Here is a 25,833-nt window from a genome sequence, read left to right on the forward strand (position 1 = left end):
GCTTTTATATACCGTTTGGCGATTTACAAGAAGAAAGGGATATAAGAAAGCGGCGTAGCAAACGCTACGCCGGAGGGGATTACAGGCTCAGTAATTTATCGAGCGACGGTGCGAAGTAGTAGCCGCCGGTTACCGGCTTAGTGAAGCGCAGCATACCGTCACGCTTGCCGTCAGCGTCACCAAACATGCTCAGCAGCTGCTGTTCAATGTTATGCAAACGCGCGCAATAGGCGATGAAATAGAGACCGTGCACGCCGCTGGCGGTGCCGTAAGGCAGGCTCTGACGCACAATTTTCAGCCCCTTACCGTCTTCTTTCAGATCGACACGGCTCAGGTGAGAAGTGGCCGGGCGCGCGTCGCCGTCAATTTCTTCGTTTTCCTGTTTGGTACGGCCGAAGATCATCTCCTGGTCGTGCACGCTCAGGCGGTTAAGCTGCTTGAGGTTGTGCTCCCAGCGCTGAACCAGCACATAGCTGCCCCCGGCATCCACGCCTTCGTTGATCACCGCCACCTGACGACGATTCTCTTCGCCCTGCGGGTTTTCGGTCCCGTCTACGAAACCGCTGAGATCGCGCTCTTCTACCCAGCGGAAACCGTGAATCTCTTCTTCAATTTTTAACGCATCGCCAAACGCGGCCAGCGCGGCCTGAGCTACGGAGAAGTTTACGTCATGGCGCAGCGAAAGAATGTGGATCATCACATCGTGCTGGGTTGCGGGCGCCAGGCCTTTGCCTAATGGCGTAAAGTTTTTCAGCTCTGCGGCACCTTCGCCTTTGCTGAGGTCGCGCCACAGATCGTGCCCGAAGCCAACGGTGGCGCCCAGCATCGCGTCAGGGAATTTTTCCTGGAAAGCGTTCAACGCTTCAATAAAGGTTTTGCACCCTGCGCTAACCGCGCTGAAGTCGCCCTGCACTGAAGCTTCCAGCCAAACGGCGGCACGACAATGTTCCGGCAGAATGCCGCTTTGAACCCGAGACATGATTCCTCCTGAAAAAATGCCACCCAGGGTGGCATCATAGTTACGTACCACCGGAGGTGGCATTTATCGGGCTATTTTAACCTGATTCATTCACGCTGACTTGCGGCGGCGCAAACCCGGCGCAGATTTTATCGACGCCAGATAATTTTGTTAAGCGTCCATTTCTTCAACGTATCATCCGACGGCATCAAGCCTTCCGGCCCGTGCCATTCGCCCGTAAACAGATAGCTGATGTGCTGGCTGTTCGGCGCCTGACAGATAACAGCTTCCGCATCGTCGCCAGTGCCTTTTTCGCAAACCCCAAACGCTTTCTGATACAGATCGCTGAAAGGCGTGCCAATTTTCACGCCGCTGGCGGTTTTGATGTCATTATCCATCACATCTACGCGGCTCACGGTGCCTTTTTCGCCATTCACCACCAGCTTCACGTCTTTGTCTTTCATCGCCTCAAAGTAGCGCACGATGGTGCCGTTTTCGGTTTTCATGCCGCTGCGCAGGCGATAATTGTCATTCAATCCCTCGCTCACGGCCTTCTCATCCATCGCAGTGGCAGAGGTCAGTTTCCCCACACCCTGCTCGCTCACCTCAACGGAAGAGCCAAACCAGTTCCACGGATAAGCCGCAGACCAGTTAACGGAAGACAGCGTGGAACATCCGCTCAGAACCAGCGGCAGGCCTAGCAGCATCAGGCGCAGAGATTTCATTGATCATTCCTTTTCAAAAAATGGTAACGGCCTTTGGAGTACGAGGATGTCAAAAAGTGCCGCTTAACTCGTTTTTCAGGGCGAAGTAATCCCGCAGTCGGCGGTTAGCCAGCAACCACCAAAGCGCGAACAGATCGACAATCAGCAGAACAAGGGTGGTACCGGTCAGCGTTTCATCCCCGGCCAGCAGCGCCACTTGCCACGCCAGCAGCCCGACCTGAGCCACAATCAATATCCAGCGAAACGCCCGCCAGAACCGGGGCCAAAGGTGGCGACGCCCGCTGAGCAAAAAGGCCAGCGCAGCCGGAATACCGGGGATCAGCCCCAGCCAGAAGTTATCGCGATCGGGATAAAACAGGCCCAGCAGCGCATCGCCCTGCTGACGAGACGCCCCCGCCAGCACCAGCAAAACCCAGGTGCGGGCCTGTAACAACAACACCGCCCAGAACAGCAGCGGTGCTTTTAAGTTGCCCTGCGAATCATAATCAGCAGGCAAATACATGGCATGAGCACATTTGAAAATTAATATTCCTGATCTTCTATCAGCCGTTTGCCAAGCAAAATGGTGTCCTGATGCTCGTAATCGAGCTTTTCATAAAGGCCGATAACCAGATCGTTCTCTTCGCGCACCATGATGTGGATCTTCGGGCAGCCACGGGCAATCAGCTTCTTTTCCAGCCGGTTCAGTAAGGCGTTAGCAATGCCACGGCCCCGAAACTCCGGATGCACGCCCAGGTAATAGGCTGAACCCCGATGACCGTCATACCCGCCCATCAACGACCCGACGATCTCACCGCCGACCTCTGCGACTAAAAACAGGTCCGCATCGTGATGCAGCTTACGTTCAATATCCATCTCCGGGTCATTCCATGGGCGCAGTAAATCGCAACGCTCCCAAAGGGTAATGACCTCTTCGAAATCTTCCTGGCGAAAAACGCGAATTTCCATGGTATTAGCCACCTTAAGCCGTAAAAGGTTGATTATGGCGTTAACCGTCAGTTAAGCCAATAACTGCCGCAAAAGCGCGAAAAAAATGGCATAATCTCCGACCAGTCACGAAATGAAACGAATGGATATACATTTCTGACGCCAGAGTGTCGTTTGCATGATGCCGATACGTTATAACTTCCCATCTGGACTCCATAAGATAAATAATTCATCCGCATGAGCAAAATTAAATCGCTAACGCAACTTACGACGCGCCGCCAGGTCCTGCTCACGGGTTTAGCAGCGTTGACGCTAACCGGTATGAACAAAGCGCTGGCAAAGGAAGAAGCCAAATCGCTAAAAACCACCAATTCCCACAGTAAAGTGGCTAAAAAATCCGGGGCAAAGCGTATTGTTATGCTCGATCCGGGCCACGGCGGAATTGATACCGGCGCTATCGGCCACAACGGGTCGAAAGAAAAACACGTGGTGCTAGCCATCGCCAAAAACGTACGCAGTATCCTGCGCAGCAACGGAATCGACGCAAGGCTGACCCGCACCACGGACGAATTTATTCCGCTGTACGACCGCGTTGAAATCGCCCACCAGCACGGCGCGGATCTGTTTATGTCGATCCACGCGGATGGCTTCACCAGCCCAACCGCCGCAGGCGCTTCGGTATTCGCCCTGTCTAACCGCGGCGCAAGTAGCGCCATGGCGAAATATCTTTCAGACCGAGAGAACGCCGCGGATGACGTAGCGGGCAGCAAAGTGAAAGACAAAGATCACTACCTGCAGCAGGTGCTGTTTGATCTGGTGCAGACCGACACGATTAAAAACAGCCTGACGCTCGGCTCGCATATTCTGAAACAGATTAAGCCGGTGCATAAGCTGCACAGCCGCAACACCGAACAGGCAGCCTTCGTGGTGCTGAAGTCGCCGTCTATTCCGTCCGTGCTGGTTGAAACGTCGTTCATCACCAACCCGGGCGAAGAAAAGCTGCTCGGCACCACCGCCTTCCGCCAGAAAATTGCCACCGCCATTGCCTCCGGCGTGATGAGCTATTTCAACTGGTTTGATAACCATAAAGTCCACGGTAAGAAGCGTTAATTTTTATGACTGAGCCCGATATCCACGCCGTAAAACAGTTCCTGCTCTCCCTGCAGGACACGATATGCCAGCAGCTTTCCGCCCTTGATGGCGCCGTCTTCCAGGAAGACAACTGGCAGCGAGAAGGCGGAGGCGGCGGGCGTAGTCGGGTTTTGCGCGGCGGGGCAGTGTTCGAACAGGCTGGCGTTAACTTTTCTCACGTTCACGGCGACGCCATGCCGGCATCGGCCACGGCCCACCGCCCGGAACTGGCGGGCAGAAGTTTTCAGGCGATGGGCGTTTCGCTGGTGGTACACCCGAACAACCCTTATGTGCCGACCAGCCATGCCAATGTGCGCTTCTTTATTGCCGAAAAACCAGGTGCCGATCCGGTCTGGTGGTTTGGCGGCGGTTTCGACTTAACGCCTTACTATGGTTTTGAAGAGGATGCGGTGCACTGGCATCGCACGGCGCGCGACCTGTGTCAGCCGTTTGGTGACGACGTTTTCCCGCGTTATAAAAAGTGGTGTGACGACTACTTCTTTATCAAACACCGCAACGAGCAGCGCGGTATCGGCGGGCTGTTCTTCGACGATCTGAACAAGCCAGACTTTGACTACGGTTTCCGCTTTATTCAGGCCGTTGGGCAAGGATATCTGGACGCGTATCTGCCGATTGTTGAACGCCGCAAAGATATCCCGTTCGGCGAGCGCGAGCGTGACTTCCAGCTTTACCGCCGTGGGCGCTACGTAGAATTTAATCTGGTGTGGGATCGCGGCACGCTGTTTGGTCTGCAAACTGGCGGACGAACCGAATCGATTTTAATGTCGATGCCGCCGCTGGTGCGCTGGGAGTATGACTATCAGCCAGAAGAAGGCAGCCCGGAGGCTGCCCTGTATCGTGATTTCCTGCCGGTGAAGGAGTGGGTGTAGCTTTCGAGTTTTTACCCTCACCCTAACCCTCTCCCTAAAAGGGAGAGGGAACAGATATCGTACCGTTCTGTTTGTTGTTTTCCCCCTCGCCCCGTTGGGGAGAGGGGGAGTTCAATCACAGCGGTGCGGTTTGCGCCTCCACAACCGCCAGCGCCACCATATTCACAATGCGGCGCACCGAAGCAATCGGCGTCAACACGTGAACCGGCTTCGCCACGCCCATTAGCACTGGCCCAACGGTCACCCCTTCAGAACTCGACACGCGCAGCAGGTTGTAGCTAATACGCGCCGCCTCAACGTTCGGCATGATCAGGATGTTGGCAGAGCCTTTCAGCGGGCTGTCCGGCATACGCTCATGACGAATGCTTTCGACCAGCGCGGCGTCTCCGTGCATCTCCCCGTCAATTTCCAGGTCAGGCGCTCGCTCGCGCACCAGATCCAGCGTTTTGCGCATTTTGCAGGCCGCTTTGCTGTTGGAAGAACCGTAGTTGGAGTGGGACAGCAGCGCGACTTTCGGCTCAATGCCGAAGCGGCGCACCGTTTCCGCCGCCAGCAGGGTGATTTCCGTCAGCTCTTCCGGCGTTGGGTCATCGTTGACATAGGTATCCGCAATAAAGGTGTTGCCGCTCGGCAGCAGCAGCGCATTCATCGCCCCGGCAGCCTTGACGCCTTCGCGGTAGCCAAACAGCTTCTCTACCACGTCAAAGTGCTCGTGATATTCGCCGATTGTCCCGCAAATCAGCGCATCGGCTTCACCGCGATGCACCATGATCGCCCCGATCACAGTCGTGTTGCTGATCACCGCCCGCTGCGCCTGCTCCTGAGTGATCCCACGGCGCTTCATGATGTTGTAGTACTCGTGCCAGTACTCTTTGAAACGCGGATCGGATTCGTTATTCACGATCTCAAAATCTTTGCCCGGCTGAATTTGCAGACCCAGCTTTTTGATACGCATTTCGATAACGCTTGGGCGACCAATCAGGATAGGCTTCGCCAGTCCCAAAGTGATCAGCTCCTGCGTGGCATGTAGCACACGAGCCTCCTCCCCTTCACTTAACACCACGCGCTTCGGCTCTTTGCGCGCCTGGGAGAAGATAGGCTTCATAAACAGGTTGGTTTTGTAGACAAACTCTTCCAGTTTCTCGCTGTAAGCATTGAAATCCTGAATCGGGCGCGTGGCCACGCCGGAGTCCATCGCTGCTTTGGCTACCGCAGGGGCAATTTTCACGATCAGGCGCGGGTCAAATGGCTTAGGAATAATGTATTCCGGACCGAACGTCAGTTCCTGCTCGCCGTAGGCGGAGGCCACCACGTCGCTTTGTTCGGCATGAGCCAGTTCGGCTATCGCATGCACCGCCGCCAGCTTCATCTCTTCGTTAATCGCCGTCGCGCCCACGTCCAGCGCGCCACGGAAAATAAACGGGAAGCACAGCACGTTGTTCACCTGGTTCGGGTAGTCCGAACGACCGGTACAGATAATGGCTTCCGGACGCACTTCTTTCGCCAGCGGCGGCAGAATTTCCGGCTCAGGGTTAGCCAGCGCCAGAATCAGCGGTGCTTTGCCCATCTTCTTCACCATCTCCTGGGTTAGCACTTTCGGGCCGGAACAGCCAAGGAAAATGTCCGCGCCTTCAATCACGTCGTCCAGCGTCCGCTTGCCGCTGTCCTCGACGGCATAGGCGGCTTTGGTTTCGGCCATGTTCTCTTCGCGGCCTTTATAGATAACGCCCTTCGAGTCACAAACCACGATGTTGTGTTTTTGCATCCCCAGCGCGACCAGCAGGTTCATACAGGCGATTGCCGAAGCCCCCGCGCCGGACACTACCAGCCGTACATCGGTAATGTTTTTTTCAACCACGCGCAGGCCGTTCAGCACCGCAGCGGTACAAATAATCGCGGTGCCGTGCTGGTCGTCGTGGAACACAGGAATGTTCATGCGCTCGCGCAGCTTCTGCTCGATGTAGAAACACTCCGGTGCCTTGATGTCTTCCAGGTTAATGCCGCCGAAAGTGGGTTCCAGCGCGGCAACCACGTCGATAAGCTTGTCCGGATCCATCTCATCAATTTCGATGTCGAAGACGTCGATACCGGCGAATTTTTTAAACAGGACGCCCTTACCTTCCATCACTGGCTTACCCGCCAGCGCGCCGATATTGCCTAGCCCGAGTACCGCTGTGCCGTTAGAAACCACGCCCACAAGGTTCCCGCGAGCGGTGTATTTGTAGGCGGCGAGCGGGTCCTTTTCAATTTCAAGACAAGGTGCCGCTACGCCCGGCGAATACGCCAGCGCCAGGTCGCGCTGGGTAGCAAGGGGTTTGGTCGGAGAAACCTGGATTTTCCCCGGAATTGGAAACTCATGGAAATCGAGGGCACTTTGCTTCAGTTGTTCATCCATTGCATCGTTCCTTTTTGGGTCTTCTTTATTGTTACGTCAGCCACCTAGTATCACGCGGGCACGTTTCGCAAACTTTGAAGGTAGCCATACTATTAAGATTAGGCGTGATTATTGTTAGCTAACTATAGAACCAATGTAAGCTGCTGCCCCGTCATCGCCCCCATCTGCTATGCTTTTGGGTTATGCAAAGCGTAAATTTTCACGGCGAGCGACACGGAACGCTCAGGTAAGACGTTGCTTTTTCAAGGAGATAGTAATGAATCAGTTAGACAGTATTAAACAGTACACCACCGTGGTTGCCGACAGCGGTGATATCGACTCTATTCGCCACTACCAGCCTGAAGACGCCACCACTAACCCTTCACTGTTGTTGAAAGCCGCAGGGCTTGAGCAATATCAGCCGCTGATTGATGACGCCCTGGCCTACGGCAAACGGCGAGGCGGCAGCAGAGAACAGATAGTGGCCGAAGCCAGTGACAAACTGGCGGTCAACGTCGGTACGGAAATTCTGAAAAGCATTCCGGGGCGCGTGTCCACCGAAGTGGATGCACGTCTCTCCTACGACAAAGAAAAGAGCATCAGCAAGGCTCGTCGCCTGGTGGAACTGTACGCCGAACAGGGAATCGATAAGTCGCGCATTCTCATCAAGCTGGCGTCAACCTGGGAAGGCATCCGCGCGGCGGAAGAGCTGCAAAAAGAAGGTATCAACTGCAACCTGACATTGCTGTTCTCTTTTGCTCAGGCGCGCGCCTGCGCGGAAGCAGGCGTCTTCCTGATTTCCCCGTTCGTAGGCCGTATTTACGACTGGTATCAGGCACGTAAACCGATGGATCCGTATATCGTTGAAGAGGATCCTGGCGTGAAATCCGTGCGCAATATCTACGACTACTTCAAGCAACATAACTATGAAACCATCGTGATGGGCGCCAGCTTCCGTCGTAAGGAACAAATCCTCGCGCTGGCGGGCTGCGACCGACTGACCATCGCCCCAAATCTGCTGCAACAGTTGCAGGACAGCGAAGAAGAGGTTGTCCGTAAACTGATCCCATTCTCACAGGGCTTCCGCCGCCCGGCACCAATGAGCGAAGCAGAATTCCGTTGGGAACATAGCCAGGATGCTATGGCCGTGGAGAAACTGGCCGAAGGGATCCGCCTGTTCGCGATAGATCAACGCAAACTGGAAGACCTGCTCGCCGCCAAACTTTAACAAGACCTGGAGTGAAACATGTCATCACGTAAAGAGCTTGCCAACGCCATTCGCGCCCTCAGTATGGATGCGGTCCAGAAAGCCAATTCCGGCCACCCCGGAGCCCCCATGGGCATGGCCGATATCGCCGAGGTGCTGTGGAATGACTTCCTCAGCCATAACCCGTCTAACCCGCACTGGGCCAACCGTGACCGCTTCGTGCTGTCGAACGGCCATGCGTCGATGCTGCTTTACAGCCTGCTGCACCTGAGCGGCTATGACCTGCCGCTGGAGGAGTTGAAAAACTTCCGCCAGCTTCACTCCAAAACGCCCGGCCACCCGGAAGTGGGCTATACCCCTGGCGTGGAAACCACCACCGGCCCGCTGGGTCAGGGGTTAGCCAACGCCGTGGGGATGGCGATTGCCGAGCGCACGCTGGCCGCGCAATTTAACCAGCCGGGCCATGACATCGTTGACCACTATACTTACGTGTTTATGGGCGACGGCTGCCTGATGGAGGGGATTTCCCACGAAGTCTCCTCCCTCGCCGGTACGCTGGGCCTGGGCAAACTAATTGGCTTCTATGATCACAACGGGATTTCCATCGACGGGGAAACCGACGGCTGGTTTACCGACGACACGGCCAAACGCTTCGAGGCCTATCACTGGCACGTGATCCATGAGATTGACGGCCACGATCCGGCAGCGCTAAAAAAAGCCATCAAAGAAGCCCAGAGCGTGAAGGACAAACCGTCCCTCATCATCTGCCGCACCGTCATCGGTTTTGGTTCGCCAAACAAAGCGGGCAAAGAAGAGGCTCACGGCGCGCCGCTGGGTGAAGAAGAAGTCGCCCTGGCCCGCAAGCAGCTTGGCTGGAAATACCCGCCGTTTGAAATTCCTAAAGACGTTTATCAAGCCTGGAATGCTAAAGAAGCGGGTGAAAAAGCCGAAGCCGCCTGGAAAGAGAAGTTTGCCGCTTACGCAAAGGCTCACCCTACCCTGAGCGCCGAATTTAAACGCCGTACGGAAGGTAAACTGCCGGATAGCTGGCAGAAAACGGCCCAAAGCTACATTGAACAACTGCAGGCGAATCCGGACAAAATCGCGACCCGTAAAGCTTCGCAGAATGCCCTTAACGCCTTCGGCCCGTCGCTGCCGGAACTGCTTGGCGGCTCCGCCGACCTGGCCCCAAGTAACCTGACCATCTGGAAAGGCTCGAAGTCGATTAAAGAGGACACCGCCGGGAATTATATCCACTACGGCGTACGCGAATTCGGCATGACCGCCATTGCCAACGGCATCGCGCTGCACGGCGGTTTTATCCCTTACACCGCCACCTTCCTGATGTTTGTGGAGTACGCCCGTAATGCGGCACGTATGGCGGCGTTGATGAAAGCCCGGCAGATCATGGTTTATACCCATGACTCCATCGGCCTTGGGGAAGATGGCCCAACTCACCAGGCCGTCGAACAGTTAGCCAGCCTGCGGCTGACGCCAAACTTCAGCACATGGCGCCCTTGCGATCAGGTTGAGGCCGCAGTGGCCTGGAAATCCGCGCTAGAGCGCCAGACCGGCCCAACTGCGCTGATCCTGTCCCGCCAGAATCTTGCGCAGATGGACCGCACACCTGAGCAACTGAAAGCTATCAGTCGCGGCGGGTATATTCTGAAGGACAGCGACGGCAAACCCGATCTCATTCTGATTGCCACAGGTTCTGAGATTGAAATTACCGTCGAAGCCGCGGCCGCATTGAGCAAAGAAGGGCATAAGGTGCGCGTCGTGTCGATGCCATCCACCGACGTTTTCGATTCTCAGGATGAGGCGTATCAGGAATCCGTTCTGCCTTATGCCGTCCGTGCCCGCGTTGCGGTAGAGGCCGGTATTGCCGATTACTGGTACAAATACGTCGGTCTCAAAGGCGGGATTGTAGGTATGACAACCTTCGGCGAATCCGCCCCTGCCGGGAAGCTGTTCCCGTTCTTTGGCTTTACGGTAGAAAACATCGTAGCCACGGCGAAAAAATCACTCGGCAAGAAATAGCCTTACTCTGCCAGCCCTCTCCTTCCGGGAGAGGGTTTTCTTTTTTCAATGAGCCAACCTATTTGGTGACCCACAGCGTCGGCCAGCCGCCCGCTTTATGCCAGCCATCACAGGCGGGCTCTTCCGCATAGCGAACCAGTCGAAAACGCTGCCCGTCAAAGCGCCAGCGCGTGGCCACCCCGCAATCGGCAAGCCCACGCCCTTTCGCCAGGGTGGTTAACACTTTATCGTGCTCATCAAATCCCGCGTTCATTAGCTCCAGTTCGGTGCTGCCGCCGTCCGGCATAAAGGGTAACCGCAGGTGAATCGTCCTGGCGACAAACGGTTTTTGTCGGGAGATAACCCAGGCCAGATAAACCACGTTATAGGCTCCCGCCTCGCAGCTGGTCAGCATCAGCGCTTTGTCGTCGGTCAGAGGGAAAACGCGCACTTCCCGGCGCTGCGGATCGAGTGAACACTGGCTGTTATTCATCCGCCATGTGCCGTAATCCAGCAGATCGTTTAGTTCGTCGTGTGAAAGCGGCGTTGATGCGGCCGTTGCTGCAGCCACTTCTTTGAGCGGTGGAGCCGGAGGCACGCTGAGCGGAGGCCCGTCGCCTTTTTTAATCCATGCGGTTTCGCTGCCAATACGCTTTTGCTGGCTGTCGATAAACAGCAGCGCCGCTTTGAGCCCGCTGAGCGAAATGATGCCCATGCCGTCGGCAAGCGTAATTTTATTGCCGTTCATAATAGCGTCCAGCAGGCCATTAATCGCTGCCGGATTATTGGTCATCAAATGATGAGGCGACACTTTCCACTCACTGGGCTGAATAGCAAGTGGCGCGTCGTCGAGCCGCAGCCTCGGTGCTACAGGCGAGACTTTAACGTCCGCACTCTCCATATTCCCCAGGTCGATGCGCAAACTGGCGTCAGTGCGGGCCCCGGCACCCCGGGTAATCGTCATCACCAATCCCTGATGCGTCCCGGTATTACGGGTGCTGCAAAAGTTCTGGTTATTGCAGGTCACCTGCCAGTCGGAAAACTGCTTTTGCGCCGGTGCGGCAAATGCAGCATTTGCTACCAGCAATGCAAGCATAAGCAAGGAGGATATCCGATAGAACATTGAAGGCTGCCCTAAGATGCGAAGCGTGAAAAACACACGATGGTGCGACGTATCTTCAGCTCACGAGTCAACCTGCTCAATCGGATTTGTCGGATAGCTTTATCGCAATATTAAAAATCTCAATAACCTGATTTTATGGAGTTTTACCCCATAACATTGCGTAACTGTAGCTGTTGCAGCAGTATCACGGTCTTACCATCGCGAATTTCACCGTTCTTCACCATCGCCATCGCCTGGCTGAAAGGGATTTCCAGCACGTCGATGTCTTCATCTTCCACGCCGCCGCCGGCCCCTTCTCGCTGAGAGTCACTGTATTCTGCCAGATAGAAATAGACGATTTCGGTCACGCCGCCGGGAGACATATACAGCTCAAAGACTTTCTCAACTTCTCCCACCTGAAAGCCCGTTTCTTCCATGGCCTCCTTGCGGGCGCAGACTTCCGGCTCGTCGGCATCCAGCAGCCCGGCGCAGGCTTCTATCAGCATGCCATCTTCATTCCCGTTAACCCAGGTTGCGACGCGGAACTGGCGTGTAAGCACTACGGTTTTTTTATCAAGGTTATAAAGCAGGATAGTTGCGCCGTTGCCCCGGTCATAAACCTCGCGCTTATGACGAACGCTTTCAGCCCCGTTACGAGACAGGTCATAGGTAATATTGCGCAGGATGAAGTAGTTATCAGACAGGATTTTATCTTTGATGACTTCAATACGTAACGACATGCGGTCTCCACATAGCGGTAAGGGAGCCGATAATCATATGCCGTTCTGTGGGCGTTGTCGCGTGGCGTTAGGTGTGTTTTTGTATAGGTGTTGAAACGAGAAGGAATATATTAGTTCGCAGTTTTTCCTTTCACCGTGGCATCATTTATATCTGTCACTTCCGTAAATAGTGAACGTGCCAGGTGGCATTACGCCATGCCCCCTGACAACCCCCGGCGCCCGGCGAACTCATAGCCGCTGAAGCGGTAAACCCACCGGCTATCACCCAAACATTCGGGGTCGTTCGCGATTCGTTCCCGACGATCGCTCTCTTTCGCTGTTCCCGACAGCTCAACCCCGCCTGAGTTGGGTCATAACCGGGGGCGCTGAGAGCCGGGAACACATCTTCCCCTCACCCCAGCCCTCTCCCCAAAGGGGAGAGGGAGAAAACAAAAGCTGCGGGAAACATTGTTTATTCCCTCTCCCTTCCAGGGAGAGGGTTAGGGTGAGGGTAAAAAAATAGCAGCGATGTTGCGGTTTAAACCAGTGCTGAACATAAAGCAAGGCACCGTTCCGGCTTAAATCGCCTCAGTTTTCTCAAAACCCCGCCTCAACCTCTCGCATATCCGGCAGCTTATGCGCTATCCCTTTATGGCAATCAATACAGGTTTTTCCGTCTTTGATCGCCTCATCGTGCATTTTGGCCGCCACGGTTTTCTGCGCGGTGAAATCCATATAGTCGAAGTTATGGCAGTTTCGACACTCCTGGGAGTTGTTGTTTTTCATCCGCCGCCACTCGTTTTGCGCCATCGCCAGGCGGTGATCGTCAAACTTCTGTGGCGTGTCTATCAGCCCAAAGGCCTTGGCGTACAGCTCCTTGCTGGCCTGAATTTTACGGATCATTTTCGGCACCCATTCATGCGGTACATGGCAGTCCGGGCAAGTGGCGCGCACGCCGCTGCGGTTGTTGTAATGCACCGTGCCCATGTACTCCTCATACACGTTATTGCGCATTTCGTGGCAGCCGATACAGAACTCTTCGCGGTTGGACATTTCCATTCCGGTGTTGAAACCGCCCCAAAAAATTATCCCGGCAGCAAAGCCAATCAGCAGCAACGTGCCGAGCGCTAAACGGCTCGGCCTGCGCCACCACAGCCACACACGCTTAATGATGCCAGGTTGGCGAGTTGATTTGTCCATAACTTATTTCCCAAACCCTTTGGATGGCTCGAAGGTATTTTCAACAATCGGGGCAACATCCGCCTGCGGCACGTGGCATTGCAGGCAGAAATAGCGGCGAGGCGCCACGTTCGATAACACTTTGCCGTCGCTATCCATAAAGTGCGTTGGGCTGACGCGCGGCGCCCCCGTAGTGCGGTAGCTTTCAACGCCGTGGCACTGCAGGCAGCGGTTGCTGGTCGGCGTGACCTGGTAGCCGTCCACGCTGTGCGGGATCATCGGCGGCTGGTTGACGTAGTTCAGCGCCATACGTTGCTGTTGCTTTGGCATCAGCACGGCCCCTTCCGGAGTACCGGACACTTCAGGCGTTTGCTTGAGATCCACGCCGTTTGCCGCCCAAAGCGCCCCACTGACAACCAGAGTGAATACCGCTCCCCATTGAAACAACGCCTTCATCAGGCCTTGGTTATTCATGATTTAGCTCCCAGGCTTCATCGAATTGTTATTCTGAAAACACCCTCCGGACACTTAGCTATGCCGCGACCAAAGGGCATAGCGCGTTACACCTTCACCAGCTTTACGGCGCACTTCTTGAAATCCGCCTCTTTGGAAAGCGGGTCGGTGGCATCGAGCGTCAGGTTATTTACCAGCTGCGCGGCGTCGAAGAACGGCATGTAGACAAGGCCCCGAGGCGGCTTATTGCGGCCACGAGTTTCGACTATGGAGACCACTTCACCACGGCGAGAAATCACCTTCACTTTGTCGCCACGGCGCAGACCGCGCTCCTGGGCATCCAGCGGATGCACAAACGTGACGGCCTCAGGGAAGGCACGATGCAGCTCAGGCACACGGCGCGTCATGCTGCCGGTATGCCAGTGCTCAAGCACACGCCCGGTAGACAGCCACAGGTCATAATCCTGGTCCGGGGCTTCTGCCGCCGGCTCGAACGGCAGCGCGAAGATCACCGCTTTTCCGTCCGGCTTGCCATAAAACTTGTAGCCTTCCCCGGCCTTAACGTACGGGTCGTGGCCTTCGCTGTAGCGCCACTGGGTTTCTTTCCCGTCGACCACCGGCCAGCGTAGACCCCGAGCTTTGTGGTACTCGTCAAACGGGGCCAGATCGTGCCCGTGCCCGCGGCCAAAGCTGGCATACTCTTCGAACAGGCCTTTTTGCAGGTAGAAGCCCAGCTCGCGGGATTCGTCGTTTAGCTGCTCCGCTGCCAGCTCGGTCAGCGGGTATTGACGCACTTCGTCGCTGGCGAACAGCACGTCGAACAGGGTTTTGCCCCGGTATGCTGGTTTTTTCTCGAGAAGCTCAGCGGGCCAGACATCCTCGACCTTAAAGCGTTTAGCGAAGGTCACCAGCTGCCAGAGATCGGACTTCGCCTCACCCGGCGCGCTCACCTGCTGACGCCAGAACTGCGTGCGGCGCTCGGCGTTACCGTAGGCCCCCTCTTTCTCCACCCACATTGCCGTCGGCAGGATCAGGTCCGCCGTTAACGCGCTGATGGTCGGGTAAGGATCGGAGACGATGATGAAGTTGCGCGGATCGCGCCAGCCCGGCATACGCTCTTCGGTGATATTCGGCCCGGCCTGCATGTTGTTGTTGCACATCACCCAGTACACGTTGAGCTTGCCGTCTTTCAGCGCTCTGTCCTGCGCCACTGCGTGTAAACCCACTTTGGCTGGAATGGTGCCGGCGGGTAGCTGCCAGGTTTTTTCGACGATTGCCCGGTGTTTTTCGTTGGTGACAACCATGTCTGCCGGTAAGCGGTGTGCAAATGTGCCCACTTCACGCGCGGTGCCGCAGGCGGATGGCTGCCCGGTCAGTGAGAATGGCCCGCAGCCAGGCTGAGAGATTTTGCCGGTCAGCAGATGCAGGTTGTAAACCAGGTTATTCGCCCAGACGCCGCGCACGTGCTGGTTAAAACCCATCGTCCAGTAGGAGATCACTTTCTTATTCGGGTCAGCGTAGAGCTTCGCGAGCGCTTCAAGCTGATCTTTCGGCACCCCGCTCATTGCAGCGGTTTTCTCCAGGGTGTACTCGGCGACAAACGTTTTGTATTCGTCGAAACTCATCGGCTCGGAAGCGTCAGACCCCGGATTCTTCGCGGCCTTTTCCAGCGGGTGCGTCGGGCGCAGCCCATAGCCAATATCCGTCACGCCGCGGCGGAGGTTAACGTGCTGCTTAAAGAACGACTCGTTCACCGCATTGTTCTGAATGATGTAGTTGGCGATGTAGTTCAGGATCGCCAGATCGCTTTGCGGCGTGAAAACCATGCCGTTGTCAGCCAGCTCAAAACTGCGGTGCTGGAAGGTCGAAAGCACGGCAACCTTGACGTTTTCATCGGACAGGCGTCGGTTAGCGATGCGCGACCAGAGCACCGGGTGCATCTCCGCCATGTTCGAGCCCCAAAGCACAAAGGCATCCGCCTGCTCGATATCGTCATAGCAGCCCATCGGCTCGTCCATGCCGAAGGTGCGCATAAAGCCCACGACGGCAGACGCCATACAGTGACGCGCGTTCGGATCGATGTTGTTAGAACGGAAACCCGCCTTAAACAGTTTCGCGGCGGCGTAGCCTTCCCACACCGTCCACTGGCCGGAGCCGAACATACCGATGCCGTCCGGGCCTTTCTCTTTCAGGGTGGCTTTGAATTTCTCTTCCATCACGTCGAAGGCTTTTTCCCAGCTTATTGGCTGGAACTCACCCTCTTTGTGGTACTGCCCGTCCTTCATGCGCAGCAGAGGCTGAGTGAGACGATCTTTTCCGTACATAATCTTTGGCAGGAAGTAGCCCTTAATGCAGTTCAGCCCTCGGTTGACAGGCGCTTCCGGGTCGCCCTGGCTTGCGACGACGCGGCCGTTTTGGGTCCCCACCAGTACGCCGCAGCCGGTACCGCAGAAGCGGCACGGAGCTTTGTCCCATTTAATGGCATCGGGTTTGCCGACCACCGCACGAGCAACGCCCGGGGCGCTGAGGCCCGCCGCCGCGGCAGCTGCGGCAACGGCATTCGCTTTCATAAAGCTACGACGACTGAGTTTCATGGTGCTTCCTCACCTTGTTCATTCTGCTGGTGATAAACCAGCGACACCGCCAGCACGCCGGAGATATTGCGTGCCCGCTCAATTTGTTCCAGCAGCGTGTTGCTTTCGGCGGCTTCAATAACCACCGCAAGTTTGCCGCTGTCGATATCGTCAACCGCAACCTCGCTGCCTGGCAGGGCATTGATCGCTCGGCGTACGGCAGCAACATGTTCAGGTCTGGCCTGAACCACCAGGCCGCATACGTGCCAGTCAGTGTGCATTTTGTGGCCTCAGGGTGATGGCTGACGTTGGGCAACCGGCAACACAAGCGCCGCAGCCGTGACAGGCAGACGAAGAAATCTGTGGACGGGAAACGTCCCGCAGAGTGGGGATGAACCGGATGGCCTGTGATTCACAGGCATCTTCACAGCTGCGGCATTCCACCTGATGCCAGGCCAGGCAGGTTTTTCCGAGCTGTAAAATCAGTGTCCAGGGTTGCGCTGATTGCGGGGCAAAAAGCCGCTGAGGGCAGGCGTCCGCGCACGCATAGCAGAAGGTGCACTCGCCCCGGCTAAAGTCGATTTCGGGGTAGCCGCCCTGGCCACGGCGAAGCACCCGGCTCTGACAGGCGCTCACGCAGCTATCGCAGCGCGTGCAGTCCAGAAGAAAATGGTTTTCATCGCCGCTCCACGGAGGGCGAATGGCGGGAGTAGAACTGTGCCAGCCCCCGGTCAGCAGGCCGCGACGGGTCAGTTTAGCCATTGGGCAGATCCTTGCTCAAAATGCCCGGCCAGGTCGTCACCGGGTAGAAACGTTTTTCTTTTTATCCGCGTATTCTCTGCGGTTTTTACGGCACTTAAGGTATGTGACGAGGGGTTACAAAAGCATCCCCATAAAGGGGTAAATGCCGTTGTCGGATCAAAGAGGTGAACGGTTTCGGCGTGACGGGGAGGAATCAGCAGATTTAAGGCAGACGTTATGCTGTGGCAAAGCTTGCGTTAAATACGGCAGCATTTTTCGCGCTGGGGCGAAAAAGTCACCGTCAGGCGTTTGCGTCTCAGGCAGATTCTGGTAGGTTTCGCTCCACCGCATACTTTAAAGGGTTATTCCCCCGTGACAGTCAAACGCTCGGTCTCCACCAGCCTTGCCCGCGCTTTCTTTTCGATTGTTTTGCTGTCATTGCTTTCCACCGGCATCGCGATGCTGACGCTCGCCAGCAGCCTGAAAGATGCAGAAGCTGTGAACATTGCGGGATCGCTGCGCATGCAAAGCTATCGCCTGGGTTACGATCTTCAAAGTAACCCGAAGGCTATTGCGGCACATTTACAGCAGTATCAGCAGTCGCTGGACTCCCCGACATTGCAGCAGCTCAACCGGTTTTGGGTGCCCGATGAGGTGAAAGCCCGCTATAACGCTCTGCAGCAGGCCTGGCAGCAAATGCAGCAGCATATTCTGAACGAAGACATCGACTGGTACCGCTATAATATCGCCGCCTACGTAGAACAAATCGACCTGTTTGTGCTGGCGCTGCAGCATTATGCCGAGCGAAAAATGATGCAGGTTGTCGCGGCTTCGGTGGTCGGTTTTATCGCTATTTTTACCCTGGTATTCTTCACTTTGCGTCGCATCCGCCAGCAGGTGGTCATGCCGCTCAATACCATGGTAGAAGCGAGCAAAGCCATTGAGCGCGGCGAATTTACCCCCCCGAACCTTGACCGCACCCTACCCAATGAGCTGGGCGCCCTGGCACAGGCTTTTATCCGCATGGCGGATGAGCTGCAAAAACTTTATCGTTCCTTAGAGCAGCAGGTGGAGCAAAAGACCCTGCGCCTGCAGGAAGCCAACCGCATGCTCGAAGTGCTGTACAGTTGCTCCCAGGCGATGAACGTCAGCACCATCAACCGCGACTGTTTCGTGCAGATCCTGCAGATCATCCACCAGCATGAGGGGGTTAGCGCCCTGGAAATGCAGGTGGGTGAAAACTGGCGGCTGACGGAAGGCTCCCCGGTGGTGGAAGAAAAATGGCATACCCTGCCGCTGGTTCAGCAGGACAGCGCTTTTGGGACGCTACGCTGGCAGTCACCGGGTAAAGCCCCTTCCCCGCAATTGATGAAAAGCGTGGCCACCATGCTGGGGCGAGGCGTGTATTTTAATCAGGCGCAAAAACACTACCAACAACTGCTGCTAATGGAAGAACGAGCGACGATTGCCAGGGAGCTGCATGACTCTCTGGCGCAGGTTCTCTCTTATCTTCGTATCCAGCTAACGCTGCTTAAGCGCGCGGTGCCCGAAGAAAACCAGCCTGCGCAGAGGATTGTCGGGGATTTTTCCCAGGCCTTAAACGACGCCTATCGCCAGCTACGCGAGCTGCTCACCACCTTCCGCCTGACGCTGCAGCAGGCAGATTTACCCGCCGCACTGCAGGAGTTGCTGGAGCCATTGCGCGAGCAAACCCAGGCAGAAATTAGCCTGAAATGCAGCATGCCGACTCAGGTTCTGGACGCTTCTCAGCAAATCCACCTGCTGCAAATCATCCGGGAGGCGGTACTGAACGCGATTAAACACGCCAATGCGAGCCATATTGAGGTGGTTTGCCGCTCTGAAAGCGGCGGCGAGCATTTCGCTTCGGTATTTGACAACGGGCACGGGATTGCCAGCCTTGAAGAGCCGGAAGGTCACTACGGGCTGAATATCATGCACGAACGCGCAGGCCGGCTTGGTGGCCAGCTGACAATATCCCGTCCGCCAGAGGGCGGCACGCGAGTAGAAGTCCACTTTACCTCTGCACCTCCGGCTGCCGCCGGGAGCCATAACAATAATTAGCTTTATTCAGGAGTTAGCAATGTCTGAGAAAACGGTATACCAGGTTTTAATTGTGGACGATCACCCGCTGATGCGGCGCGGAGTGCGCCAGCTGCTTGAGCTGGACAGCACGTTTACGGTCGTGGGTGAAGCCAGCAGCGGCGCGGAGGCCATCAGTTTAGCGAATCGCCTGTCGCCGGATTTGATTCTGCTCGACCTGAACATGAAGGGCCTGAGCGGCCTCGATACGCTCAACGCCCTGCGCCGGGACGGGATCAGCGCCCGCGTGGTGATCCTGACCGTGTCCGACGCTCGCAGCGATATCTTTACGTTGATTGATGCCGGGGCCGATGGTTACCTGCTGAAAGACAGCGATCCGGAGGTTTTATTGCAGGACATTCACCGCTGCCTGACGGGTGAAAAAGCATTTAGCGAGCAGGTACACGAGTACCTGACCAACCGAGGTAGCGAGCGGCAGAGCAGCGATCCGTTTGCTATTCTCACTGAGCGTGAGCTGGACGTGCTGTCAGAGGTGGCCCGTGGGCTGTCAAATAAGCAAATTGCCAGCGGGCTACATATTTCAGAAGAGACGGTAAAAGTGCATATCCGTAACCTGCTTCGCAAGCTGCAGGTGAGGTCACGCGTCGCGGCCACGGTATTATTTTTGGAAAGTCGGGGTTAAAACGACCCAATAAACGGTATGGTTACAAATCCTGCCAATTCCAAAGCATATTTACACTATCTCCTAAATTTCTCCACGTTTGACTAAGCGGTTAAAGCTACAGTGATGCGGTTATTGATAACAATTAGAAGCTTTTAAGGGGTCCTGACCGCATGGCGAATTTTTTCATTTCTCGCCCCATTTTTGCCTGGGTGCTGGCAATTTTGCTTTGCCTGACCGGGGCACTGGCTATTTTTTCACTGCCCGTCGAACAATATCCCGACCTTGCGCCGCCCAATGTAAGGATCACCGCCAACTATCCGGGTGCTTCCGCACAAACCCTGGAAAACACCGTCACGCAGGTGATAGAGCAAAGCATGACCGGCCTGGACAACATGATGTACATGTCGTCCCAAAGCAGCAGCGCCGGTCAGGCCACCATTACCCTGAGCTTTAAGGCCGGGACCGATCCTGACTCTGCGGTACAGCAGGTGCAAAACCAGCTGCAATCTGCGGTAAGAAAGCTGCCGCAGGACGTGCAGACTCAGGGCGTCACGGTGAACAAAACCGGTGACACCAATATTCTGATGGTGGCCTTTGTTTCCACAGACGGCAGCATGGATAAGCAGGACATTGCCGACTACGTGGCCAGTAACGTGCAGGATCCGATGAGCCGCGTGAACGGCGTCGGCAGCGTCGATGCTTACGGCTCGCAGTATTCCATGCGTATCTGGCTCGACCCGAATAAGCTCATCAACTACCAGATGACCACCCAGGACGTGGTCACCGCCATCAAATCCCAGAATGCGCAAATTGCCGTGGGCCAGCTTGGCGGCACGCCGGCGCTGGACAAACAGGCGCTGAACGCCACCATCAACGCCCAGTCGCTCCTGCAAACGCCACAGCAGTTCAAAGACATTACGCTGAGGGTGAATCAGGATGGCTCGCTGGTGACGCTGGGGGATGTGGCAGACGTTGAGATGGGGGCGGAAAAATATGACTTCCTGAGCACCTACAACGGGCAACCGGCTTCAGGGCTGGGCATTAAGCTGGCTTCCGGTGCCAACGAAATGGAAACCGACAAGCTGGCCCGCGCCAAAATCGAAGAGCTTTCGCAGTTTTTCCCTCACGGCCTGGAAGCCAAAATCGCCTACGAAACTTCCCCGTTCGTTAAAGCCTCAATCACCGACGTGGTGAAAACGCTGCTGGAAGCGATTCTGCTGGTGTTCCTGGTGATGTACCTGTTCCTGCAAAACTTCCGCGCCACGCTTATCCCAACGATTGCCGTCCCGGTGGTGCTGCTCGGCACCTTTGCCGTGCTATATGTCTTTGGCTACAGCATTAACACGCTGACGATGTTCGCCACCGTGCTGGCTATCGGCCTGCTGGTGGATGACGCCATCGTGGTAGTAGAAAACGTCGAGCGAATTATGAGCGAGGAAGGTCTCTCCCCTCGGGAGGCGACCCGCAAATCCATGGGCCAAATCCAGGGAGCGCTGGTCGGCATCGCCATGGTGCTCTCCGCCGTATTCGTGCCGATGGCGTTCTTTGGCGGCACAACCGGGGCGATTTACCGCCAGTTCTCGGTCACTATCGTTGCCGCCATGGTGCTGTCGGTGCTGGTGGCGATGATCCTCACCCCAGCCCTGTGTGCAACCATTCTTAAGCCGCTGCATAAAGGCGAGCATCACGGCCAGAGAGGCTTCTTTGGCTGGTTTAACCGCACTTTTAACCGCAGCGCCGAACGCTACGAAAACGGCGTGGCCAGAATCCTCGCCCGCAGCCTGCGCTGGATGCTGATTTATGCCCTACTGCTTGGCGGCATGGTGTTCCTGTTCCTCAAACTGCCGACGTCATTCCTGCCCCAGGAAGACCGCGGCGTGTTCACCACTTCAGTGCAGCTTCCGAGCGGCGCAACACAGCAGCAGACAACCAAAGTGGTACAGCAGGTGGAACAGTATTACCTCACCAAAGAAAAAGACAACGTCGTGTCAGTGTTCTCCACCATTGGCGCAGGCCCCGGCGGGAACGGGCAAAACGTGGCTCGAATGTTTATTCGTCTGAAGGACTGGGACGAACGCAGCGCCGACGGCAGTTCGTTTGCCATCATTGAGCGAGCCACCAAAGCCTTTAATAAAATCAAAGAAGCGCGCGTCATTGCCAGCAGCCCGCCAGCGATTAACGGCCTCGGCAACGCCGCAGGTTTTGATATGGAACTGCAGGATCACGGCGGCGCGGGGCACGATGCACTCATGCAGGCGCGTGATCAGCTGTTAGAAATGGCCGGCAGCAACCCGCAGCTTACGCGAGTGCGCCACAACGGCCTGGACGACAGCCCGCAGCTGCAAATCGATATCGATCAGCGTAAGGCTCAGGCGCTGGGCGTCTCAATTGATGATATCAACAACACTCTGCAAACAGCCTGGGGCTCAAGCTATGTGAATGACTTTATGGATCGCGGGCGCGTGAAGAAGGTGTATGTCCAGGCGGCGGCCAAATACCGCATGCTGCCGGACGATATCAACAGTTGGTACGTACGGAATAAAACCGGCAGCATGGTGCCGTTCTCCGCCTTTGCGACCTCACGCTGGGAAACGGGTTCGCCTCGTCTGGAGCGCTACAACGGCTATTCCGCGCTGGAAATTGTCGGTGAAGCGGCACCTGGGCTAAGTACCGGTACCGCCATGGACATTATGGAGCAGTTGGTCAGCAAACTGCCGAATGGTTTCGGCCTTGAGTGGACGGGCATGTCTTACCAGGAGCGCTTATCCGGCGCGCAGGCCCCTGCCCTGTATGCTATTTCACTGCTGGTTGTATTCCTGTGCCTTGCGGCGCTGTACGAGAGCTGGTCCGTGCCGTTCTCCGTCATGCTGGTCGTCCCGCTTGGGGTGATTGGCGCCCTGTTCGCCACCTGGATGCGGGGCCTTGAGAATGACGTTTACTTCCAGGTCGGGCTGCTAACGGTGATCGGCCTTTCGGCGAAAAACGCCATTTTGATCGTCGAATTTGCCAACGACCTGAACGCCAAAGGCCAGGACCTGGTTGCCGCCACGCTTGAGGCCTGCCGCCAGCGACTGCGCCCGATATTAATGACCTCCCTGGCGTTTATTTTCGGGGTTCTGCCGATGGCGACCAGCACCGGGGCGGGCTCCGGCAGCCAGCATGCGGTAGGCACCGGCGTGATGGGCGGGATGATCTCCGCCACCGTGCTGGCCATCTTCTTTGTGCCGCTGTTCTTTGTCCTGGTGCGCAGACGCTTCCCGCTGAAAGAGCACCACGACTAAACTCCCGGGCAATAAGCCACAAAAAAGGCGACCTTTTCAGGTCGCCTTTTTGCTGATGTTCGCAGAGTATTCAGTACCAGAATATCGCGCCGTTACTTTTTATGCCGGAACGCTTATTTGCGCAACATACCTTCGATGAAGTCTTTCCACTGCCCTAATTCGTGCTCGATCATAACCGCCTCTCTTGATGTTGGCGCAAGTATACGCGGATATATCCTGCAGTTGAACTTTTTTTGAGCGATCAACTGTTGAGCAACATCACAAATATATCGTTAGCAGAATAACGGTTTAGCGCTGAATCGTGGCTCGATAATTCCCCTTACCTGCGGCAGAATGGTTGCCCTCTGGCAAACTAAAACGGAACCGACCGCCACTATGATCACCATGTACGGCATTAAAAACTGCGACACCATCAAAAAGGCGCGCCGCTTTTTAGAATCTCAGGGCGTGGATTACCAGTTTCACGACTATCGTGCCGACGGGCTGGACGCTGCATTGCTGAACAGCTTCATCGCTGAGCTTGGTTGGGAAGCGCTGCTAAATACGCGGGGTACGACGTGGCGCAAGCTGGATGAAGCCCATCGCGCATCCATTAATGACGCACAAAGCGCGGCGGCGCTGATGCTGGAGATGCCGGCAATCATCAAACGCCCATTGCTCTGCGCGCCCGGTCAGCCTATGCTGCTGGGTTTCAACGAAACTCATTATCAGCAGTTTATCAACGAGGTATAGTCTTATGTCCTGCCCGGTTATTGAGCTGACGCAACAGCTTATTCGTCGTCCTTCCCTGAGCCCCGATGATGCCGGTTGCCAGGCGCTGCTGATTGAGCGCCTGCGCGCGATTGGTTTTACCGTTGAACACATGGATTTTGGCGACACCCAGAACTTCTGGGCCTGGCGTGGGCAGGGTGAGACACTGGCGTTTGCCGGGCACACCGATGTGGTACCGTCAGGGGATGCCGACCGCTGGATCAACCCGCCGTTTGAACCCACCATTCGCGACGGAATGCTGTTTGGCCGCGGCGCGGCGGACATGAAAGGTTCGCTGGCGGCGATGGTCGTGGCGGCTGAACGTTTTGTGGCCCAGCACCCCAACCATAAAGGCCGTCTGGCGTTCCTGATTACCTCCGACGAAGAAGCCAGCGCAACCAACGGTACCGTGAAGGTTGTTGAAGCCCTGATGGCGCGCCGCGAGCGTCTGGACTACTGCCTGGTTGGCGAGCCGTCCAGTACCGAAGTCGTTGGCGATGTGGTGAAAAATGGCCGCCGCGGCTCTCTGACCTGTAACCTGACCATTCACGGCGTCCAGGGCCACGTTGCTTATCCGCATCTGGCGGATAACCCGGTGCATCGCGCAGCGCCAATGCTGGCAGAGCTGACGGGCATTGAGTGGGATAAGGGCAACGAGTTCTTCCCGGCCACCAGCATGCAGATTGCCAATGTTAAAGCCGGGACCGGCAGCAACAACGTTATTCCAGGCGATATGTTTGTGCAGTTTAACTTCCGCTTCAGTACCGAGCTGACCGATGAGGACATCAAGCAGCGCGTTATCGCCCTGCTGGATAAGTACGAACTGCGCTACACCGTCGAGTGGTGGCTTTCCGGTCTGCCGTTCCTGACGTCACGCGGTAAGCTGGTGGATGCGGTAGTGAACGCCGTTGAGCACTATAATGAAATTAAACCGCAGCTGTTAACCACGGGCGGTACATCTGACGGGCGCTTTATCGCCCGCATGGGGGCTCAGGTTGTTGAACTGGGGCCGGTAAATGCCACCATTCATAAAATCAATGAATGCGTCAACGCCGCCGACCTGCAGCTGTTGGCCCGGATGTATCAGCGCATTATGGAACAGCTTGTCGCCTGACGGGCAACCAACTGAAGAGGTATCAGCATGGAATGGCTATCGCATTACTGGTGGATTATTGTCCTGGTGTTATTACTGGGGATTTTTATTAACGTCATTAAAGACCTGAACCGAATCGATCCGAAGAAGTACATGGCAGACAAGCCTGAGCTTCCGCCACATCGTGATTTCAACGATAAGTGGGATGACGAGGACGACTGGCCTAAGAAGAAATAGCAGTCCGCCTCACTCCGGGCGATTCCGGAGTGAGGCGCATATTTACAGCAGCTCTATCAAATCATCATCCTTCGGCGCCGCGCCGCCGCTCAAAGCCTCATCGAAATAGTGCTTCGGCACGGTGTAGCGCAGGTGATCCAGCGCCGCCTTCATGCTGCGGTCATCGATCGCATGCCCCAGATCGTCAATCAAATCCAGCGTCACGTCTCCGCCCAGGCTAAGTAACTTCTCGGCCGCATCCACCGCGTGCGTCGCGTGGATCACTTTGTCGTTATCGCCGTGGATCAGATGGATCGTGGTACTGGTGGAGGCCTGCTGCGGCAGCTCCGCATAACGCCCGCTGAAAGCAATGACCCGAGCCGAAAGACCCGGCTGAGCCTTAATGCTTTCCAGCGCCATAATGGCTCCCTGCGAGAAACCAATTAGCGCCGTAGCCGTGGGCGGCACACCGCTTTGCCGCTGCCAGTCACGCACGGCTTCAATAAACTCAGGCATCGCGGCATCCACGCGTTGCTGACGGTTGTCTTCCGTCACGCCTGCCACGGAAAACCACTCCCGGCCTGCGCCGCCTGGACCAGGGCCGCTAATACTGACCACCAGTGCGTCAGGAAACTCTGGCGCAAACCAGCTCCCAATTTCGCCCATGGCTTTGGCCGTGTCGCCTACGCCGTGAAACAGCAGTATCAGCTGGCTGGCCGGCGTTGCGGGGCTTTGGACAACAAAATGGTCATGTTTCATGGCTTTCTCCT

General features: G+C 56.1%; 24 protein-coding genes. 10 read left to right on the forward strand and 14 right to left on the reverse strand.

Annotation, left to right across the window (positions count from 1 at the left end; genetic code table 11):
- Positions 1–79: 79 nt before the first annotated feature.
- The 4 genes from LH86_RS20570 to LH86_RS20585 form a co-directional block, all read right to left on the reverse strand.
- Positions 80–979, reverse strand: a complete 900-nt coding sequence (locus LH86_RS20570) for a Dyp-type peroxidase (RefSeq protein WP_039305351.1) — start codon at positions 977–979, stop codon at positions 80–82.
- Between the two features lie 128 nt (positions 980–1,107).
- Positions 1,108–1,683: an RpoE-regulated lipoprotein gene (locus tag LH86_RS20575; protein WP_039305355.1), complete on the reverse strand. Its 576-nt coding sequence runs from the start codon at positions 1,681–1,683 to the stop codon at positions 1,108–1,110.
- 49 nt (positions 1,684–1,732) lie between these two features.
- Entirely contained in the window at positions 1,733–2,185 is a 453-nt protein-coding gene (locus LH86_RS20580) for a DUF2919 domain-containing protein (RefSeq protein ID WP_039305358.1), read from the reverse strand.
- Positions 2,186–2,205: 20 nt separating this feature from the next.
- Entirely contained in the window at positions 2,206–2,631 is a 426-nt protein-coding gene (locus LH86_RS20585; protein WP_008459564.1) for a GNAT family acetyltransferase, read from the reverse strand.
- A 216-nt stretch (positions 2,632–2,847) separates the two neighbouring features.
- Between LH86_RS20585 and amiA the strand changes: the two genes are divergently transcribed.
- A complete protein-coding gene (gene amiA, locus LH86_RS20590) occupies positions 2,848–3,720 on the forward strand; it encodes an N-acetylmuramoyl-L-alanine amidase AmiA (RefSeq protein WP_039295821.1) in 873 nt (290 codons plus the stop codon).
- A gap of 5 nt (positions 3,721–3,725) precedes the next feature.
- Positions 3,726–4,631: an oxygen-dependent coproporphyrinogen oxidase gene (hemF, locus tag LH86_RS20595; RefSeq protein ID WP_039305361.1), complete on the forward strand. Its 906-nt coding sequence runs from the start codon at positions 3,726–3,728 to the stop codon at positions 4,629–4,631.
- Between the two features lie 115 nt (positions 4,632–4,746).
- Here hemF and maeB read toward each other — a convergent pair whose 3' ends face one another.
- The gene (maeB, locus tag LH86_RS20600; protein ID WP_008459558.1) at positions 4,747–7,026 is read right to left on the reverse strand and encodes an NADP-dependent oxaloacetate-decarboxylating malate dehydrogenase; all 2,280 of its coding nucleotides are present in this window, start codon (positions 7,024–7,026) and stop codon (positions 4,747–4,749) included.
- A 256-nt stretch (positions 7,027–7,282) separates the two neighbouring features.
- Between maeB and tal the strand changes: the two genes are divergently transcribed.
- On the forward strand, positions 7,283–8,233 hold the full coding sequence (gene tal, locus LH86_RS20605; protein ID WP_039305364.1) for a transaldolase: 951 nt from the start codon (positions 7,283–7,285) through the stop codon (positions 8,231–8,233).
- An 18-nt stretch (positions 8,234–8,251) separates the two neighbouring features.
- Positions 8,252–10,252, forward strand: coding sequence for a transketolase (gene tkt, locus LH86_RS20610; protein WP_039305367.1), 2,001 nt, complete (start codon positions 8,252–8,254; stop codon positions 10,250–10,252).
- A 58-nt stretch (positions 10,253–10,310) separates the two neighbouring features.
- Here tkt and LH86_RS20615 read toward each other — a convergent pair whose 3' ends face one another.
- From LH86_RS20615 to napF, 7 genes are all read right to left on the reverse strand, one after another.
- Positions 10,311–11,354, reverse strand: coding sequence for a DUF1176 domain-containing protein (locus LH86_RS20615; RefSeq protein ID WP_039305370.1), 1,044 nt, complete (start codon positions 11,352–11,354; stop codon positions 10,311–10,313).
- Between the two features lie 143 nt (positions 11,355–11,497).
- The gene (gene nudK, locus LH86_RS20620) at positions 11,498–12,073 is read right to left on the reverse strand and encodes a GDP-mannose pyrophosphatase NudK (protein ID WP_039305373.1); all 576 of its coding nucleotides are present in this window, start codon (positions 12,071–12,073) and stop codon (positions 11,498–11,500) included.
- Positions 12,074–12,649: 576 nt separating this feature from the next.
- Positions 12,650–13,252 carry a cytochrome c-type protein NapC gene (gene napC / locus LH86_RS22675; RefSeq protein ID WP_039305376.1) on the reverse strand — a complete coding sequence of 201 codons (603 nt, stop codon included), beginning with the start codon at positions 13,250–13,252 and terminating at the stop codon, positions 12,650–12,652.
- Positions 13,253–13,255: 3 nt separating this feature from the next.
- Complete coding sequence (napB, locus tag LH86_RS22680) at positions 13,256–13,705, reverse strand: nitrate reductase cytochrome c-type subunit (RefSeq protein WP_039305379.1); 450 nt, start codon at positions 13,703–13,705, stop codon at positions 13,256–13,258.
- Between the two features lie 86 nt (positions 13,706–13,791).
- Positions 13,792–16,278, reverse strand: a complete 2,487-nt coding sequence (gene napA, locus LH86_RS20635) for a nitrate reductase catalytic subunit NapA (protein WP_039305382.1) — start codon at positions 16,276–16,278, stop codon at positions 13,792–13,794.
- On the reverse strand, positions 16,275–16,538 hold the full coding sequence (gene napD, locus LH86_RS20640) for a chaperone NapD (protein WP_039305384.1): 264 nt from the start codon (positions 16,536–16,538) through the stop codon (positions 16,275–16,277). Before napD ends, napA begins: the two co-directional genes overlap by 4 nt.
- On the reverse strand, positions 16,528–17,019 hold the full coding sequence (napF, locus tag LH86_RS20645) for a ferredoxin-type protein NapF (RefSeq protein WP_039305386.1): 492 nt from the start codon (positions 17,017–17,019) through the stop codon (positions 16,528–16,530). Before napF ends, napD begins: the two co-directional genes overlap by 11 nt.
- A gap of 351 nt (positions 17,020–17,370) precedes the next feature.
- Here napF and narQ point away from each other — a divergent pair, with 351 nt between their 5' ends.
- From narQ to acrD, 3 genes are all read left to right on the forward strand, one after another.
- Complete coding sequence (gene narQ, locus LH86_RS20650) at positions 17,371–19,080, forward strand: nitrate/nitrite two-component system sensor histidine kinase NarQ (protein ID WP_039305388.1); 1,710 nt, start codon at positions 17,371–17,373, stop codon at positions 19,078–19,080.
- A 19-nt stretch (positions 19,081–19,099) separates the two neighbouring features.
- Positions 19,100–19,741, forward strand: coding sequence for a nitrate/nitrite response regulator protein NarP (gene narP, locus LH86_RS20655; RefSeq protein WP_039305391.1), 642 nt, complete (start codon positions 19,100–19,102; stop codon positions 19,739–19,741).
- Between the two features lie 152 nt (positions 19,742–19,893).
- Complete coding sequence (gene acrD / locus LH86_RS20660) at positions 19,894–23,004, forward strand: multidrug efflux RND transporter permease AcrD (RefSeq protein ID WP_039305393.1); 3,111 nt, start codon at positions 19,894–19,896, stop codon at positions 23,002–23,004.
- 113 nt (positions 23,005–23,117) lie between these two features.
- Here acrD and ypfM read toward each other — a convergent pair whose 3' ends face one another.
- The gene (gene ypfM, locus LH86_RS22685; protein WP_139827443.1) at positions 23,118–23,177 is read right to left on the reverse strand and encodes a protein YpfM; all 60 of its coding nucleotides are present in this window, start codon (positions 23,175–23,177) and stop codon (positions 23,118–23,120) included.
- 202 nt (positions 23,178–23,379) lie between these two features.
- On the opposite strand from ypfM, the gene LH86_RS20665 reads away from it, so the two are divergent.
- The 3 genes from LH86_RS20665 to LH86_RS20675 are packed head-to-tail and all read left to right on the forward strand — an operon-like array spanning position 23,380 to position 25,084.
- Entirely contained in the window at positions 23,380–23,736 is a 357-nt protein-coding gene (locus LH86_RS20665) for an ArsC family reductase (protein WP_039306442.1), read from the forward strand.
- Positions 23,737–23,740: 4 nt separating this feature from the next.
- Entirely contained in the window at positions 23,741–24,868 is a 1,128-nt protein-coding gene (dapE, locus tag LH86_RS20670) for a succinyl-diaminopimelate desuccinylase (RefSeq protein ID WP_039305395.1), read from the forward strand.
- A 27-nt stretch (positions 24,869–24,895) separates the two neighbouring features.
- Positions 24,896–25,084 (forward strand): YpfN family protein, encoded by a 189-nt coding sequence (locus LH86_RS20675; protein WP_008460189.1) that lies wholly within the window; start codon positions 24,896–24,898, stop codon positions 25,082–25,084.
- A gap of 42 nt (positions 25,085–25,126) precedes the next feature.
- On the opposite strand, the gene ypfH is transcribed toward LH86_RS20675, so the two are convergent.
- Positions 25,127–25,822 carry an esterase gene (ypfH, locus tag LH86_RS20680; RefSeq protein WP_039305397.1) on the reverse strand — a complete coding sequence of 232 codons (696 nt, stop codon included), beginning with the start codon at positions 25,820–25,822 and terminating at the stop codon, positions 25,127–25,129.
- Positions 25,823–25,833: the final 11 nt, after the last annotated feature.

The organism is Cedecea neteri, from assembly GCF_000758325.1.
Lineage (GTDB): Bacteria > Pseudomonadota > Gammaproteobacteria > Enterobacterales > Enterobacteriaceae > Cedecea > Cedecea neteri_B.